This window comes from Micromonospora sp. NPDC049081, assembly GCF_040648835.1.
Classification (GTDB): Bacteria; Actinomycetota; Actinomycetes; order Mycobacteriales; family Micromonosporaceae; genus Micromonospora; species Micromonospora antibiotica.
In genome coordinates, this window is sequence record NZ_JBEZEK010000016.1 from 137,695 (window position 1) to 153,396 (window position 15,702).

The window sequence follows — 15,702 nt, forward strand, 5'->3', positions numbered from 1 at the left end:
GGGCGGATCCGGCCCTGCACTGCCGTCAGGCGGATCCGGCCGGGTGCCAGCGTCGGCGGCCGCCCCGGGGGAGCACCACCGCCAGCAGCACCGCCACCGCGAGCGCCCCGCCGGTGACCGTGGCCACCAGCAGTGCCCGGTCCCGGGTCGCCGCCCGGCGGTGCTGCCGGGCCAGCAGCGCCGGGTCGGCCCGCTCCGCCGGCAGCGCCAGCGTCGACCGGGCGGCGGGCCCGGGACCGGTGCCGGTCTCCACGACCGCCCGGTACGGGTTGAGCACGCCGGCCCCGTAGCCACCCCGCCGCCCGCCCGGCGCCGGATCGGTGGTGCCCACGATCCGGCGCGTCACCTCGGCGGCGCTGAGTTCCGGCCGGTACTGCCGCAGCAGCGCCGCGGTGGCCGCCACGAACGGGGCGGCGTAACTGGTCCCCTCGGCACGTTGATGGCCCTGCCCCGGCGCGGCCATCAGCACCTCACTGCCCGGGGCGACCAGGTCGACGTACGTCCCGACCTGCGAGAACGAGGTGCGGGTGCCCGCCGGGGTGATCGCACCGACACCGAGCACCCCGTCGTACGCGGCGGGGTAGGGCAGCGGGTCGCCACCGTCGTGCAGGTTGCCGGCGGCGGCCACCACGACCACGTCGCGCCGGACCGCGTAGTCGATGGCGTCCCGCACGGCCGGGTTGTCGGCGTACAGGACGACGGAGAGGTTGAGCACGTCGGCGTCGTGGTCCACCGCCCAGCGGACGGCCCGGGCGAAGTCGGCGGCGCTGACCGTACGCCCCGACTCGCGCCCCTCGACGACCTGCTGTTCGCTCACCCGTACCGGCAGGATGCGGGACCCGGGTGCGAGCCCGCGGAAGGCCACCCCCGCCCCCTCCCCGGCGGCGATGATGCTGGCCACTCCGGTGCCGTGACCGGCGCAGTCGCGGGTGCCGTCGACGCCCGGGTCGAGGAAGTCCGCGCCGTCGAGCACCCGGCCCCGCAACTGGGGGTGCCGCCGGTCGACACCCGAGTCGATCACCGCGACGGTGACGCCGGTGCCGGTGGCGAGCGGGGCGATCCGCTCCGGGGCGTACCGTCGCTGGGGCCAGGGGAGGGCGGCGACCGGCCTGGCCGGCGCGGGCGCGGTGGCGCAGGCCGGGGCGGCGTGGGCCGGGGTGACCGACGACACGGTGACCGCCGGCAGTGCGGCGAGCAGGGCCGCCGCCAGAATGGTGGGCGCTTGTCGGCTGCCGGGTCGGGGCATCGACCGCCTCCGTATCGTGTCGACTCCGTAACGCGATGTTAGTGCCTGGTCAGCTACCAGGTCGGCCGGCCGGTGACCGACTTATTGTGATCTTGTTTTCACCTTGTAGGTTGTACGCGACGCCTGTGGCCTGATCCGGGAGGAGAGGTGGCCGTGACCGACTGGGAGCCGGCTACCGAGGCCGAGACGGCGATGCGTGACGCGCTGCGCGCCAGCGACCAGGAACGCTACTTCCGGATTCTGGCTGGTACGGACCTTTTCCTTCCGGTCTCCGGCCAGGCTCTCGCCGGGGCGACGCCGATGGGTTGGGGCACCTGGACCACCGGTGGCCGGACCCACGTGTTGGCCTTCACCTCGGCCGCCGCCATGCACGCCTGCCTCGGCGCCTCCGCCGGTCCGTGCCGGCGCAGCCGCTACGCCGACCTGGCCGTCGAGTGGCCCAACCACGAGTGGTGGCTGGCGGTGAATCCCGGGCTGCCGATCGAGGGCTACCTGCCTGCGTGGTTCGTGTCCCAGCTCTCCCGGGGCGACGTACGGTTGCCCGGTCGCGCCCCGGGCGTGCGGTCCCGCCAGGAGCCCGACCGGACGCCGGGTTGGCTCCCGGCCGACGGGACGTCCGACGTCGAACCGACCACCGACCTCTCCGCCGGCCCCGCCGGCTGGGCCCCGCCCCGCCCGGTCCCCTCAGCAGCCTCGGTACCACCCGCCGGTGGTGCCGCCCGCCCGGCGGAGGGTGCGTCGCTGACCGACGAGCGGGGTCATCCGGTCGCCGCGCCCGGTGGCCCACGCGACGTCGCTGCCGGGTCGCCCGATCACGGCCGGTCCGCCGGCCCGGCGTCCCCCGACCCCGCTCCGGCACCCGGCCAGCACAACGGCGGCTGGTCCACGGTCCCCCGCCGCCGCCTCCTGGGCGAGGAAGCCGCCGGTCCGACCAACGGGCGTACCTCGTTCTTCGAACCGTCCGCCGCCCGGGGCGCCTCCCGGTCACCGCGGGACAACCCGCTGCGTTCCGGCGAACGGGCGACGCCACCGGCCCGGCCCGGCATGGGTGGTCAGCCCTTCCCCCGGCGTCGTCCGGCGCCCGCCCAACCGGTCGAGGACGAAACCACCCGGGCGTTCCAGGTCGGCCCGCCCGGCCAGCCGTCCAGCCCCGCTCCGGGCAACGGGCCGGCGGCCGCCGGCCGTCAACCCGACCCGCTGGCCGAGGAGCCGACCCGGGCCTTCCGGGTGGGGCCGCCTGCCGCAGAGGCGACCCAGGCCCTACCTCGCCGGCAGCCGGCCCCGGACGCGTCGGCGGGCATCCGGCAGCCGCCACCTGCCGGCCCGTCCGGCGGCAGGGCCGACATGTTCGCCAGCGCGAACGGCATGCCCGCCGCGAACGGTATGCCCGGCGCGAATGGCACGTCCGGTCCGGTGCCGGACGAGGCGGAGGAGGTGCCGCCCTCCGCCGCCGAACCGGTCTCCGGGCCGCCGGCGTCGCGCCGGGGGTTCACGCCCATCGTGATAGAGGGGGTGATCCTGGAGTCCCGCGACCTGCCCGTCGCCCCCGCTCCGGCCGCTGCCCCGACCCCACCGGTCGTCCCGACGCCAGCGCCCGCGCCGCCGGTCGTGCCCGTGCCAGCTCCCGCGCCGCCGGTGGCCCCGGTGGCGGCTCCCGCGTCGCCGGTGGCCCCTGGGCCGTCGTTCGGCCCGGTGGCGGCTGCGGGCGGCCCGGTCGCCGAGGACACGGTCAACCTCAACGGGAACGCCGGGCCGCCCGCGCCACCCGTTCAGCCCTCCGCCGCCGGGTCGACCCCCTCGGCGTCAGTCGCCGGGTCGACCTCCCCGACGCCCGCCACGGGTGCGGCCACCCGGCCCGCCTCCGACGACCTGTGGACTCCGGCCTCCGAACGGGCCGCGAAGGCGGTTCCATCGCAGGTGGCGGCGGGGCCCGCTGCCGTCCCGGTGGCTCCGCCGGTCGCTGCGCCCACCGTGCCGGTCGCTGCGCCCACCGTGCCGGTCGCTGCGCCCACCGTGCCGGTCGCTGCGCCCACCGTGCCGGTCGCTGCGCCCACCGCGCCGGTCGCTGCGGCGGTGGACCCGGGTCCGGTCACCGCCGCGTCGGCCGGGTTCGCCACGACGCCCCTGCCCGTCGCCGCCCCGGCAGCCCCGCCCGTCGCCGCCGTCGACGAGTCGTTCCTGCCCGCCAACGAGGTCGAGGAGAACCTGCTGGACGCCGCTGGTGCCGGCAGCACCGACGGTTTCCTCTCCACCCTGCTGCTGGCCCGGGTGCTGCTGCCGGTCAATCCCGATTCGGTGACCGGCAGCCGGCCCGGCGAGCCCGGCTTCGCGTGGCGCACCGGCACCACGGACGGCGAGACGTTCGTGGTGGTCTACACCTCACCGGAACGGCTGGCCGAGCACGACGTACCACCGGTCGAGACGATCGAGGTGCGCTTCGTGCAGTTGATCCGGTGTTGGCCGGACCCGAGTTGGGCGTTCGCCGTCAACCCCGGCACCCCGGTCGGGGCCAAGCTCCCCGGCGAGCAGATCGTCGCCCTGGCCAGCTGGGCGGCCGAGGTCGGGCTGGGCGACGAGGCGGACCTGGAGCCGGTGGCCGCCGCCGAGGCGCCGGCCGAACGCACCCGGTACGCCCCGCCGGCCACCGATCCGTCCCGCCCGGTGGTGATGCAGAAGGCGATCGCCCCGAGCCAGCTCGCCTACTACCTGGAACGCGGCTACGACCGGGTCTCCGGTTTCGTGCACCGGGCCGGTGAACTGGCCCACCTGACCACCCCGGCGGAGCTGCACGACGCCCTGGGACTGGGCTACCCGGGCTCCCCCTTCGCCCGCGACGCCGAGGCGGCCTACGTGCTGCGCTGGCCGGCGTACCGGCCGAGCCTCTACCGCATCCCGTACGGCGGGCAGAACGAGGCGGCGATGCGGGCCATGGAGGGCTGGGTCATCGAACGTGCGCCGTTCCGGGGCAACGGATTCGCCCCGGGGGAGAGCAGCGACGTGGTGGCCGAGTTCAAGGTGGACAGTGCCCGGCTGCCGCACGGGGCGCAGCTCTGGCGGATCGGCGCGGAGGGCACCGAAGGGGTCATCGCCATCCTGGACACCGACGCGCTGGTCTGGCGACGGGTGGGGCAGTCGTGATGCGCGACGGCTACGTGGCCCGTTGGCAGGGCCGGGAATACCAGGTCAGCCCGGACGGCGACCATGTACGGATCTACCAGCCGGAGCCCGCGGACGGCTTCGAGGAGGTACGCCCCGGCCGGTACGTGCGGGTCGTCCCGGCCGGCGAGGTCGAGAAGTTGGCGTACGTGCGGACCACCTGCACCTGGCAGGGGCAACCGTTCATCGTGCTCGGTGAGCACGACGGCTGGCTGCGGGTCGAGTACACCGGTGGTCGCTGGCCGGTGGCGCAGGCGATGGGGCTTGAGGTCTTCGACTTCGGCGTCTACCAGGGTTGGGCACCGGCCGCCGAGGTCGTCGACCTGCGCGAACAGCGGGTCTGACCCTCGGCCCGCGGTCGTCGGGCCAACCGGCAGCGGACCAGCCGGCAGCGGGCCAGCCGGCAGTGGATCCGTCGACACCGCGCTCGTGACCGGCGGCAGCGGGTGGCCGGCGGCGAGGGTGGCCCGCTCACCGTCCTCGCCCGGGTACGGGCCGGGTCAGGACTTGGTCCAGCGCAGGATCTCGCCGAGCACCACGTCCCCGGCCTCCACGTGGGGGAAGTGGCCCACCCCGTCGAGCAGCCGCCACTCGTAGGGGGCGCTGACGTACCGGCCGGAGCCCTGGGCGGTACGCGGCAGGGAGGCGACGTCGGCCGCCCCGTGCAGTTGCAGGGTGGGGGTGACCAGGGGCTTCTGCATCAGCCGGACGAAGCGGTAGCCGTGTAGCCGCAGCACCGAGCGGAAGGCCCACCGGTAGCCCTCCAGGGCGCAGAAGGCGGCCTGCGGAATCAGCATCGCCTCCCGGCAGCGTTGCGCGTAACCGTCGAACTCCGGGCCGGCCACCCAGCGGGGTCCACCCCAGCGGTGCAGCATCCGGGTCACCTCGGCGGCGTCGTCCCGGGTGAGTACGTGTTCGTACCGGGGGAGCTGGAACTTCAGCGCCGGGGTGGAGGCGGCGAACTGGCCGCGCGGGTCGGCGAAGATGGCCGCGCGCAGCCGCAGCGGGTGGGGTGCGCCGAGCACCACCAGCCGGCGTACCAGGGTGGGGTGGAACGAGGCGGCCGTCCAGCCGATCAGCCCGCCCGAACCGGCGCCGACCACGGTGGCGGAGCGTTCCCCGAGGGCGCGGATCAGGCCGGCGACGTCGGCGGCGAGGGTGTAGCCGTCGTACCCCCGGGGGGGTTTGTCGCTGGCGCCGTAGCCGCGCAGGTCCACCGCGACGGCCCGGAAGCCGGCGTCGGCGACGGCGGGGAGCATGGTGTGCCAGGCCCACCAGTGCTCGGGGAAGCCGTGCAGGAAGAGCACCATCGGGCCGGTGCCCGCCTCGACGACGTGGAACCGGCTGCCGTTCGCGCCGACGAACCGGTGCGTCCACGGCCCCTCGGTGAGGACGCAGGACTCGTCGACGGGCCCGCCACGCTGCTCGGTCATGGGGCACAGCCTAGGACCTCGGCACCGGTCGATCGCCCCGCCGACCCGGGCGGCGCGGCCGAACCGGCTGAGCGGGCTCAACCGGGGCCGGTCGGATCGGGTGGAATCGGGTCGCCGGCAGTGCTCGGTCGGGCTGAGTGGGCTCAGCGGACCACGTTGATGGCGACGATGCCCACCGGGATGCCGGGACCGCAGGTGGCGGCCGGATCGGCCGGCCCGACGGTGACCAGGACGGTGGTGCCGGTGGCGAAGGTGCCCAGGCCGGTGCCGTGTAGCGCGTACTCCCGGCCGTCGTCGGTGACCAGGCCGTAGCAGGGGCCGTCGCCGCCGCGGGTGATCCGGCCGGCGAGCCGGTCGGCCCGGCGCTGGTCGGTGGGGTGCCGTGGGGGCGCGGCGGGCCGCCGCAGGGTCGGCGGGGTGGCGGAGAGTGGCGTCGGCCGGCCGGCGGGCGGGGCCCCACCCGGGCCGGGGTCCGACGCCCGGGTGTCGGGCGACGGGTCGGTGGTCGGGGTCCGGTCGTCGGTCACGGTGCCTCCGTTCCCGGCGCACCCGACGTGGGTACGCGCACGGCCAGCGTGCCACGTCGTCGGTGGGCCGGCACCCCTCGCCCGGAGCCGGGGTGGCTGACAGCGACCTGCCCGGAACGGGCCGATGCCCGGGCAGGAGACCTGCCCGGGCATCGGGTACAGCGGATGGTGCGCTGATCAGCGGATCAGGAGAAGCGAACCTTCACCGAGGTGCCGTTCTGCTCCACCACGCGGATCTTGGTGCCGGTGGCCGGGAGCTTGACGCCGTGGTTCGGCAGCTCCGGGTACCAGTACTGCTTGGTGTCGTCGAACAGCGGCTGCGCGGCCTGACCACGGACGTACTGCGGCACGCTGTTGATGTGCAGCGTGAACGAGTCCGCCTTCTTCAGGCTGAACGGCGCGTCGTACACCTGGACGCGGGCCCGCCAGGGGGCACCGGTCAGGTTGTACAGCGGCTCCGGGTGCGCGTCGATGATCATGTTCCGACCCTCGCCCGGGTGGTCGAAGGTGTCGTTGTCGGCCCACCGGAGGTTCCAGTAGGAGATCAGCAGACCCTCCTGGTACGCGTAGTGGTCCACGTAGTCCGGGCGGGTGTTCGCGTAACCGAAGTAGTACGGGCCGGTCTTGAGGTACTGGTCGTACGACACGTACGACCGGTTGCCCGCGATGTAGTAGTTGTCGAACTTGCGGATGTAGGTCTCGGCCACGACGCTGAACCCGTTCAGGGTCCAGCCGGCGGCACCGGCCTCCGCACCATCGGTGAGCACGGTCTGCCCATCGGCGGTGATGGTGATCGCGTCACCGTAGAAGCCGCCCTCGGAGACACCGCCGTCGGTCTGGTAGCGCAGCCGGAACTGCACCACCTTGCCGGCCGCCGCGTTCATCGGGATGTTGACGTCGACCCACTGGCCGTTGCTGGAGCCGTCCAGGGCGAAGCGCCCGGGGGAGATCTCCTTGAGGGCCTTGCCGTTGGCGGTACCCGGCAGGGTGGACCAGGTCTGGCCACCGTCGGTGCTGGCCTCGAAGAAGAGGTAGTCGTAGTCCGCCTCGATCGAGTAACGACCCTTCATGGTGAGCGCGGCGCTGGTCTTCCCCGTGAGGTCGATCGTCCGCGTCATCGTGGTGTTCAGGTCGTCGTCGTTGCCGGAGAAGAACTGCTTCGTCCCCTCGAACGGCTTGCCGTTCTGGAAGCTGTACTCCCGCTGCGGCAGCACGACCACGGCACCCTGCGCCTTGTCGGAGTTGTACTCCTGCGGGCCCAGGTTGAGGGTCTTCTGCTGGCCGGCCACCACGACCTCGTAGTCGAGCCAGTTGAGCTGGAGCTTGTTCCACGCGCCGAGGTCGCCGCCCCGGTCGCCGATGCCCTGGTCGTTCTTGGCACCGAGCCGGCTCTGGGCCATCAGGGTCCAGTGCTCGTTGTTGTTGTCACCGCTGTTGATGACGTTGTAGTCGTCCGGCAGACCGAGGTCGTGACCGTACTCGTGGTAGAAGACGCTCCGGCCACCGTTTTCCGGCTGGATCGTGTAGTCGCCGATCCAGACGCCGGTGTTGCCGATCTGGGTGCCGCCGCCCGGGAAGGTCGACGGGCCCGTGTTGCCCTGGTCAGAGGCGAAGGCGTACCACCGGTGGCTCCAGATGGCGTCCTCACCCTGGATCGGGTCGCCGTCGGCCTGGTCGCCGCCGGAGTGGACGATCTGGAAGTGGTCGATGTAGCCGTCCGGCTCGTTGAAGTTGCCGTCGCCGTCGTAGTCGTACCGGTCCCACTCGTCCATCGACTTGACGTCGGCGGCGATCTGGGCGTCGGTGCGGCCGGCCGCCTTCTGGTCGGCGACCCACTGGTTGGCGGCGTCCCGGACCAGGTTCCAGGTGTTGTTGCAGACGTTCGAGGCGCAGGGGTAGCCGTTGGAGCGGCCGTACCGGGCCTCGTTGTACTTCACCTTGACCCAGTCGGTGACCTCACCGTCGACGCTGTAGCGACCCGAGGACTGGGCCTCGTAGTACTGCTTCAGCGACTCGTCACCCTGACCGGTGCCGAAGTAGATCTTCCGGTAGTAGTCGGCGTTGTAGTCCGGCTGCCAGACGGTGGAGTTGTCCACCGCCCGGTTGGGCGCCGGGATCTCGTTGTGCAGCGGTCCGTCGAACCGGGTCGGGCCGGGGACGGCCGGGGCCGTGTCCTGGTCCGGGTAGCTCGGGTGCCGCTCGTTGCCGAACTCGGCGAGGATGACGAAGATCTTGTCGGTCTTCTCGCGGCCCAGTTCGACGTACTGGTCCTGCGTCTGGGCGACGCCCGAAGCCGTCGTCCGGGCGTTGTTCCGCCCCGCAGCCTGGGTCTTGCCAACCTTGACGACCGTGCTGCCGTTGATCTTCTGCGCCTTGACCTTACCCGAGAGGACCTCGCTGAGGCCCTCCTGGCGCAGTGCCCGCCGCTTCGTCTCGAGCGGGTTGGGCAGATCGTGGTCCGCGTTGGCGGGCTCCGCGATCGACGGGGCGGCCGTCGGGAGCTTCGGCGTCGGCGCAGCGCTGGCGGACGTACCCGTCACCAGACCTGTCGCCGTCAGCGAGAGCCCGAGCAGACCCACTGCGACTTTGCGCACGTGGTACCTCCGGTGTGAGGGAACCGACCCAACGGGGGTACGGGCCGGCATGGAACGTCCCACTAGTGGGACCCATGGTGAACATAGACACTGCCGGGACGGGTGGGAAGATGTACGCGTCGATTTGTTGCAAGATTTTGATGAGATCGCTTTTCACCGTCACACACCGCATGTTCATCAACGGTCATGAGCAGCCCGGACGCCCCGGCAGGGAATCGCAGTGATGTATTTCGATTGGATTGCTGCGATGCGTGAAACAGTGGGCCGGCGGCATCTCCGCCACCGGCCCACTGTTCACCAAACGGTCAGTTGCTGACCCTTACCGCCGCATCGTCGGATTTACCCGACGCGGGGTTCAGTACTTCGCCGGAGTGATCCGGACGACCGCGTACGAGTTGTCCGGCGCGGCCGACTCGATCTTGATGGAGACCCCGTTGCGGACCTTCGAGTCCGACGGGTTGCCGGTACCGAGCACGATCGCCCCACCGCCCAGCGTCACGCCGTAGAACTCGGTGGCCGGCGTGCCGTCCGGGTTCACCACCCGGGTGGTGTACGGCTTGTTGCCCCGCGACGGGAGCACCACCGAGGCGTCGTTGTCCCGGGCGTACGGCGCACCGTCGCGCATCTCGATGCCCGGGTACCAGCCCTTGGCGTCGTTGAAGCCCGACACCGGGTGCTGCCGCGGGAACTTCGTGCAGTACGCGCTGTACGGCTCGTCCGCCGCCTCCAGGCACTCGGTGAACGGGTACGTCGGGTTCAGCGAGAACGCCGCGTTCGCCGACTGCGGCCGGCTCGGCAGGTTGTCCAGCACCGACGGGTCCTTCGCCGCCGCCTCACCGGTACGCCGCAGCGGATCGTAGTGCGAGTCCACGATCAGCAGTCCGCCCTTGGCCCCGTAGCTGGGCAGCGCGGTCATCTGCCCGGTGACGTGGTTGACGTCGCCCAGCATCGTGTCCCGGTACCAGACCAGCATCCCCGGCGCGTTGTACGAGATCCGGTCCACCTTCCACGCCTCGTGCGAGTAGATGGTGTCGTAGGCGTACTTCAGGCCCATGTCGAAGCCGTCGAAGTTGCGCCACTCGGCCAGGTAGTACTGCGCCTTGACCTGGGTGCCCGGGTCGATGTGCCAACCCGCGCCGGTGGTGTCGGTGAAGGTGCCACCGGTCAGCGTCCAGCCGTTCGTGCCGCCCTCGACGTCATCGCTGAACGTGGGGGCCCCACCGCCGGTGACCGAGAGGTCGTCGGCGAACCAGCCCCGCTCCTGGAACGCCTCGTCGGTGGCGTACCGCAGCCGCACCTGCACGGTCGTGCCGGCGTACGCCGACAGGTCGATCCAGTCGTGCCGCCAGCCGTCGGTGCTGCCGGTCAGGCCGTACTTCTTGTTGCCGAAGTCGACCATGCGGCCGTTCGGGTCGGCGTAACCGTCGTTCGTGGAGACCAGCGCACCGGCCGCGTCGTAGACCTTCTGCTCGGCCCAGGTGGCTCCGCCGTCGGTGGAGACCTCGACGAAGCCGTAGTCCCAGTCCTCCTCGATGACGTAGTTGTTCCACATCCAGAACTTCGCGTCGGTGGCGGCCGGGACGGCCACCTGCCGGCTGAGCTTCACGTCCGCCCAGGCCTGGTCGGCGCCGCTGTACCACATCCCGGTGCCGCTGTGCGGCTGGGCGAGGGTGACCACCTTGTCCGGCAGGTCGATCTTGATGCCGTCCTGGGTGCCCACCGGGGTCCGCGAGGTCTGCCCGAGCGACGCCGTACGGGTCCGCGTGCCGGGGGCGATGGTGAGCGGATCGGCCCAGCCCAGCACCCACTTGTCCCAGATGCCCATGTGCGTCGGCAGGGCCTGGAAGATCTCACCGGTGTGCGAGCCGGACGCCATCAGGTCCCAGAAGTCGACGTCCGAGTCGGCGTTGCCCGAGGTGTCGTAGAGGTCCGGCAGGCCCAGGTCGTGACCGAACTCGTGGGCGAAGACGCCGACCCCGGCGTCCTCCGGCTGCACGATGTAGTTGGACGCCTTCAGGTTCGTGCCGGGGATGGTGTAGCCACCGGCGACCGTGGAGGAGTGCGCCCAGACCGCGTACACGCCCTGGTCGCCGCCGCCACGGGACTTGCCCTGGCCGGCGTGCACCAGCACCAGGTGGTCGATCACGCCGTCCGGCTCGTTGACGTTGCCGTCGCCGTCGCGGTCGCCCTGGTCCTCGATGTCGTAGTCGGCCCAGGGGAAGTTCGGGTCGGCCGCGGCCAGCGCGTCGATCGCGTCGGTGGCGAGCCGCCCCGCGCCCTGCGGGTTGTCCGGGTGGCCGTTCATCGCCTGCTGCCGACCGGCGACCCAGGCGCCCGTCTCGTCCTGGAAGCAGCGCGAGGCTGCGTACCAGCCCTCCGAGTGCGGCACGGTGATCCACGGGCTGGCCTGCCCGTCCACCGTGTACGCGCCCTTGGACATCTCCAGGTACATGTTGTGCATGGTGCGGCCGGACAGGTCGATGCCCTTCTTGCCGTCCGGGCCCTTGAGGTCCTTACGCACCCGCTCGGTGATGCCCTGCTTGGTGTAGAGCATCTTGTCGAAGTGGGCGGGCGAGAAGTCCGGAACCCACATCGAGTTGTTGTCCTCGTGCGGCAGGGTCGCCGGGTTGGGGATGGTGTTGTGCTTCGGTCCGTTCTGGACGGTGCCGGGCACGCAGGTGCGGTCCTCGAAGACCGTCTTGGGGACCATCACCCCGGTGAAGTCGTCGTTGGCCTGGTCGTTGAACTCGACCAGCAGGGTGAGCAGCTTGGCCGTCTGGGTGCTCTTGGCCTTCTTGAACGCGCGCGGGCTCTGCCCGGTGCGGATCGCCCGCGCCTCGTTGCGGGCCAGTTCCCGGGCGGCCACCGGGTTGCCGCCGGCGAACTTGCGGTCGTACGCGCGGGCCTCGTCCGCCGCCGGGGTGCGGATCCCGTCGGCGCCCCGGACCTCCTTACCCGCGGTGTCCGGCTGCACCTCCGGCTCGGCGTAGTTGAGGTAGTGCTCGTCGGCCCCGATCCGGGTCGGTGTGGCCGGCCCGGCGGGCTGGGCCGCCGCACTGCCGGTCACGGTCAGTGACGCGGCGACGAGGGCGAGGGTGGGCAACGCGACGAGTAGGCGTCGGCGTGCGCCGGTTGGCGGGACAATGTTCATGCCGCTCCAAGTCATGAGGGCGTGAGGGCGAAGGAGCGCCTGACCTGAAAGGCCGGCGCTCATGAGAGGCAAAGTAAGCATATTCATCAATACCTGGCAAGGGGCTCGACCGTTCTCCGTCCGCCCAGCCACCGGGGCCGGACCGATCAGCCGGTTCCGGTTGCTCCCACCCGCCACACCGGACACGCCGTCGGCCCGTCCGGTGTGGCGGAACAGTCAGCCGCCGGTGGCCGCCAGTCTGGCCACCGTGAGGGAGTTCTGGTCCGGCTTCTGCGGCTCCGCGCCGAGCTTCGACCAGGCGAGGTAGTCACCTGCGGCGAACACGAGGCTCAACCCGGGTGCTTCGCCGAGCCGCCAGAGCCGCTGCGTCCTGACGTCCAGGGCGTACTGCCCGGCATCGCCACCGCCGCTGCCGTTGCTCCAGCAGACGTAGCGCGGGGAGGAGCTCAGCGTCATGGAGGTGCCGTCGTCACCGAGTGTGACCTCGGTGGCGTCTCCGGTGGCGGTGTCCAGGACGAACAGCGACGCGTTCGGCTCCGGTGCCGGGGCCGACACGATCCAGGCAACCCGACCGGGCTCCGCCGTCAGGGCGGTGACCTGCTGCTCCTTTGCCAGCGGGCCCGTGGTGAGCAGGTCGTCCCGGCCACCGGTCACCTTGCGGATCTCGTACCGGTCCGCCGGGAAGCCGGGGGACACGTCCGCCGAGCGCACGTAGTAGAGGTCGCTGCCCGCCGCAGCGGGGAGCTTCGCGCGCTCGGCCACCACCTCCGCCGCCCGGCTCCCGGTGACGGACCTGCCCAGGACCTGGGCACCGAACTCGGGTTGACCGGTGGTGGGGACGGCCGTGGTCCAGTAGACCCGGTCGGTGCCCACCGAGAGCATCGACGAACCGGGTGGGATGGGCATCTTCCTGCCCTTGGAGACGGCTGCGGAATCGCCAAGCAGCACCGTCCGGCCAGCAGCCCGGTCGAAGCCGTAGACCCGCCAGTCCATCTGGTACATGTCGGTGCTGGTCGTCTCCAGCCAGGCCACGGTCCGCTCGTCGGCGTCCCCGTAGATGGCCTGACGGGCCGCGCCGTGCGGGGCGGGGGACATGCCGCGCACTCGGCTGCCTGCGTAGAGCCCCACCTGGCTCTGGCCGATGACCACCTCGCCGCTGCGGGTGGTGGCGGCCGGGTTGGCCGCGGTGATCATCTGCCCGTCCGGCGTCAGGCCCAGGTGGTTGAGGGTACGCCCGGGCGCCGTCGTGCCGCTCAGGCTGAAGCTGACCTGGAACTCGCGGCCCGGTACGGCGTCGACCGCGTCGGTGGTGGCGTACCGGGACCGGACCCGGAAGGAGGCCCCAGGGCTGCTGGCGGAGCCGCTCGCCGAGATGCCGGGGGTGGGCGCGTCCCGGTGTCCGGGCGAGCCCACCCCCTGCTCGTCGTCGCAGCCACCGACAGCGAGGAGCAACAGCGCCACTGTCAGTGTTCGTCGCACGGTCAGTACACGATCCCGTTGGACTGGAGGAAGCGGGTTGCGAAGCTTGAGGTGCTGTAGCTGAACGATGGCTTCGTGGCGGACCACACCGTGGTCGCCGGGTCGGCCCAGCTTGAGGTCTGACCGGACGCAGTGTAACCGAATCCGACGATCCAGTGACCGATCGTCTTGTTGGTCGGGTGTCCGTTGTAGTGCGATCCGCCGGCGAACTCCACGGTGTCGGCCCCGATCGGCATGCCGTTACCGCCGATGCTGTGGGCGAAGACGGCGACCAGCAGCGAACCACTGGGCTTGGGCACCTGCACGTACCAGTTGAAGCCGCGCCAGCGGTTGATGCCGGTGGCGAATCGCTTGCTGGTCCAGGTGGTGGCCCCGTTCGCCTCGGTGGCCATGTGCGAGCTGGTGGCCAGGTTGGGCTGGGAGAGGCTGGCCCCGTTGTACTTGCTCTTGAACCCGGTCCCGTGCAGGTAACGGAGGATCATGTAACCCGAGGCTGGGCCGCAGTAGTATCCCTTGCTCTGGCCGGTCTGGCTCAGACCCAGGATGCGGCTGCTGGCCGCTGTGGTGCGCAGACCGGCACCGTCTCCCGGATCGACGTAGCCGGAGTCGCCGTACTGGGCGACGTAGTCCGCTTCGAGCATGTTGAGCTGGGTCGGATCGGCCCCTTGGAAGTTGACCGCGTAGTACTCCTGGGACAGCTGGATCTTGAGGGACGTCTGGCTGTCCGTCGGCTGCTCGATCGAGGGATCGGTGACGTCACCGCCGGTGAAGTTGCCTTCGATGCCGTTGTACGGCTGGTCGGGGTCGATCACCTCGGCCAGTGCCGAGGTGGGGGCGGTGAGCGCGACGGCGCACCCGATCATCAGGGCGGCGAAACCGCCGGCAGCGCGCCGGTAGCTCGTCATCGCTGTCTTCAAGTGATCCTCCACAATGTGGGTAGGGTGAACCGCCCGGCCTTTCCGGCGGTTCACAGAATCGATTCGGTGCGGCTGGGTCGAATCGTAATAACGGTGCGACGGATCCGCCTGTCCCGCATTCTGGGGACAGGGTCGCCTTGGTAGTGGAAAGGCGGCCCAACGACTACCGCGTCCAGCGAAGAAACGCGTTCACCACGGCGAAAACAACGTCACGAATCGGTACGCGCAAAGGCGCACCGCCTCAGGGCTGAGGAGCGAGCGCCGCCCGGGTGAGGAACGCCTTGTTGCCGTGTCCGAGTTTCGCCTTGAGTCGCTTGACGTAGGTGTTGACGGTGTGCACGCTCACCCGCAGTCGAGCTGCCGTCTGGTTGTGGGTGAGCCCGTTGGCGATGCAGTCGAGAACCTCACGTTCCCGCTGGGAGAGTCGTTGTCGGCCAGGCCCGGGGTCGCGCTGCCCGGTGCCCGGCGTGGGCTGGTCGACGGGTGTCGGGACGGTGTCGGCCGGTCCACGCCCGGCCAGCATGGTCACTAGGTCGTGGACACCGTCCTGCTCGTCCGGTGCCGCGCCGGTGACCAGCAGGAGGCAGTGCCCGGCGGGCAGACTCCCCGCTGCGTCAGCCCGGACCCCGGCGGAGCCGCTGCGCGGCAACCCGCCCGGGTCGGTGGCCGGTGCCGGCTGGGTGACGGTCAGACCGGCCGAGCCGAGCAGGTCGCCGACGACACGCCGGAAAGCCGGATCGCCGCCGAGAACTGAGATTTGAATCATCGGTCGTCCTCTGAATAGGAACACGGCAGCCCGATCCGACGGTCGGTATTCACCGTCGGATTGAACTCGATCGAAAGAACGCGGAACGGGATCTCGTTCGGCGCTTCTGTCGCTATTGCTGCAACCTGCAGCCGGCCTGGTGTTCCGGAGGACGTTCAGTCTCTGATCGAAAATGCCACATCGATGCCATCACCCCCGTGTAGGCAAACTTTCCAATAGCTCGGTCAGGTGCTCGACGGTCCTGCGCAATCTCGTACCTTGACGGTGACGATTGTCGCACGGGCGGTTCCCCGTGCGCTGCCCCGTCCGAGCGCGCAGCCAGGCGTAGAAACGGCGGTGGGTGCCGGTCCGACCCCACCGGCACCACCCGGCTCACCCGCCACCCCACCCAGCGAACCGGGGGTCGGTGATCAAGAGGTTCAGGTCATCAACC

10 protein-coding genes are annotated in these 15,702 nt (G+C 71.3%); 2 read left to right on the plus strand and 8 right to left on the minus strand.

What is annotated here, in order from left to right; all coding sequences use genetic code 11:
- Positions 1 to 25 precede the first annotated feature (25 nt).
- Positions 26 to 1,246: a type VII secretion-associated serine protease mycosin gene (gene mycP, locus AB0B63_RS22405; RefSeq protein ID WP_357021727.1), complete on the minus strand. Its 1,221-nt coding sequence runs from the start codon at positions 1,244 to 1,246 to the stop codon at positions 26 to 28.
- A gap of 153 nt (positions 1,247 to 1,399) precedes the next feature.
- Between mycP and AB0B63_RS22410 the strand changes: the two genes are divergently transcribed.
- Together AB0B63_RS22410 and AB0B63_RS22415 are read left to right on the plus strand one after the other, a co-directional pair.
- The gene (locus AB0B63_RS22410) at positions 1,400 to 4,384 is read left to right on the plus strand and encodes an SseB family protein (RefSeq protein WP_357021730.1); all 2,985 of its coding nucleotides are present in this window, start codon (positions 1,400 to 1,402) and stop codon (positions 4,382 to 4,384) included.
- The gene (locus tag AB0B63_RS22415) at positions 4,381 to 4,746 is read left to right on the plus strand and encodes a hypothetical protein (RefSeq protein ID WP_208565535.1); all 366 of its coding nucleotides are present in this window, start codon (positions 4,381 to 4,383) and stop codon (positions 4,744 to 4,746) included. Before AB0B63_RS22410 ends, AB0B63_RS22415 begins: the two co-directional genes overlap by 4 nt.
- Before the next feature lie 156 nt (positions 4,747 to 4,902).
- On the opposite strand, the gene AB0B63_RS22420 is transcribed toward AB0B63_RS22415, so the two are convergent.
- The 7 genes from AB0B63_RS22420 to AB0B63_RS22450 form a co-directional block, all read right to left on the minus strand.
- On the minus strand, positions 4,903 to 5,835 hold the full coding sequence (locus AB0B63_RS22420; protein ID WP_208565536.1) for an alpha/beta hydrolase: 933 nt from the start codon (positions 5,833 to 5,835) through the stop codon (positions 4,903 to 4,905).
- A gap of 143 nt (positions 5,836 to 5,978) precedes the next feature.
- Positions 5,979 to 6,362, minus strand: coding sequence for a hypothetical protein (locus AB0B63_RS22425; protein WP_357021735.1), 384 nt, complete (start codon positions 6,360 to 6,362; stop codon positions 5,979 to 5,981).
- 185 nt (positions 6,363 to 6,547) lie between these two features.
- A complete protein-coding gene (locus AB0B63_RS22430) occupies positions 6,548 to 8,941 on the minus strand; it encodes an immune inhibitor A domain-containing protein (RefSeq protein WP_357021754.1) in 2,394 nt (797 codons plus the stop codon).
- A 370-nt stretch (positions 8,942 to 9,311) separates the two neighbouring features.
- Positions 9,312 to 12,107, minus strand: a complete 2,796-nt coding sequence (locus AB0B63_RS22435; protein ID WP_357021737.1) for an immune inhibitor A domain-containing protein — start codon at positions 12,105 to 12,107, stop codon at positions 9,312 to 9,314.
- 216 nt (positions 12,108 to 12,323) lie between these two features.
- On the minus strand, positions 12,324 to 13,559 hold the full coding sequence (locus tag AB0B63_RS22440) for a hypothetical protein (protein ID WP_357021740.1): 1,236 nt from the start codon (positions 13,557 to 13,559) through the stop codon (positions 12,324 to 12,326).
- 29 nt (positions 13,560 to 13,588) lie between these two features.
- Positions 13,589 to 14,491: a hypothetical protein gene (locus AB0B63_RS22445; RefSeq protein ID WP_208565540.1), complete on the minus strand. Its 903-nt coding sequence runs from the start codon at positions 14,489 to 14,491 to the stop codon at positions 13,589 to 13,591.
- Positions 14,492 to 14,744: 253 nt separating this feature from the next.
- On the minus strand, positions 14,745 to 15,269 hold the full coding sequence (locus AB0B63_RS22450; RefSeq protein WP_357021744.1) for a LuxR C-terminal-related transcriptional regulator: 525 nt from the start codon (positions 15,267 to 15,269) through the stop codon (positions 14,745 to 14,747).
- Positions 15,270 to 15,702: the final 433 nt, after the last annotated feature.

Excerpts from the sequence above, each read along its gene's own strand:
- AB0B63_RS22450 (WP_357021744.1), bottom strand. The coding sequence starts at position 15,269 with ATGATTCAAATCTCAGTTCTCGGCGGCGATCCGGCTTTCCGGCGTGTC.
- AB0B63_RS22420 (WP_208565536.1), bottom strand. The coding sequence starts at position 5,835 with ATGACCGAGCAGCGTGGCGGGCCCGTCGACGAGTCCTGCGTCCTCACC.
- AB0B63_RS22435 (WP_357021737.1), bottom strand. The coding sequence starts at position 12,107 with ATGAACATTGTCCCGCCAACCGGCGCACGCCGACGCCTACTCGTCGCG.
- mycP (WP_357021727.1), bottom strand. The coding sequence starts at position 1,246 with ATGCCCCGACCCGGCAGCCGACAAGCGCCCACCATTCTGGCGGCGGCC.
- AB0B63_RS22445 (WP_208565540.1), bottom strand. The coding sequence starts at position 14,491 with ATGACGAGCTACCGGCGCGCTGCCGGCGGTTTCGCCGCCCTGATGATC.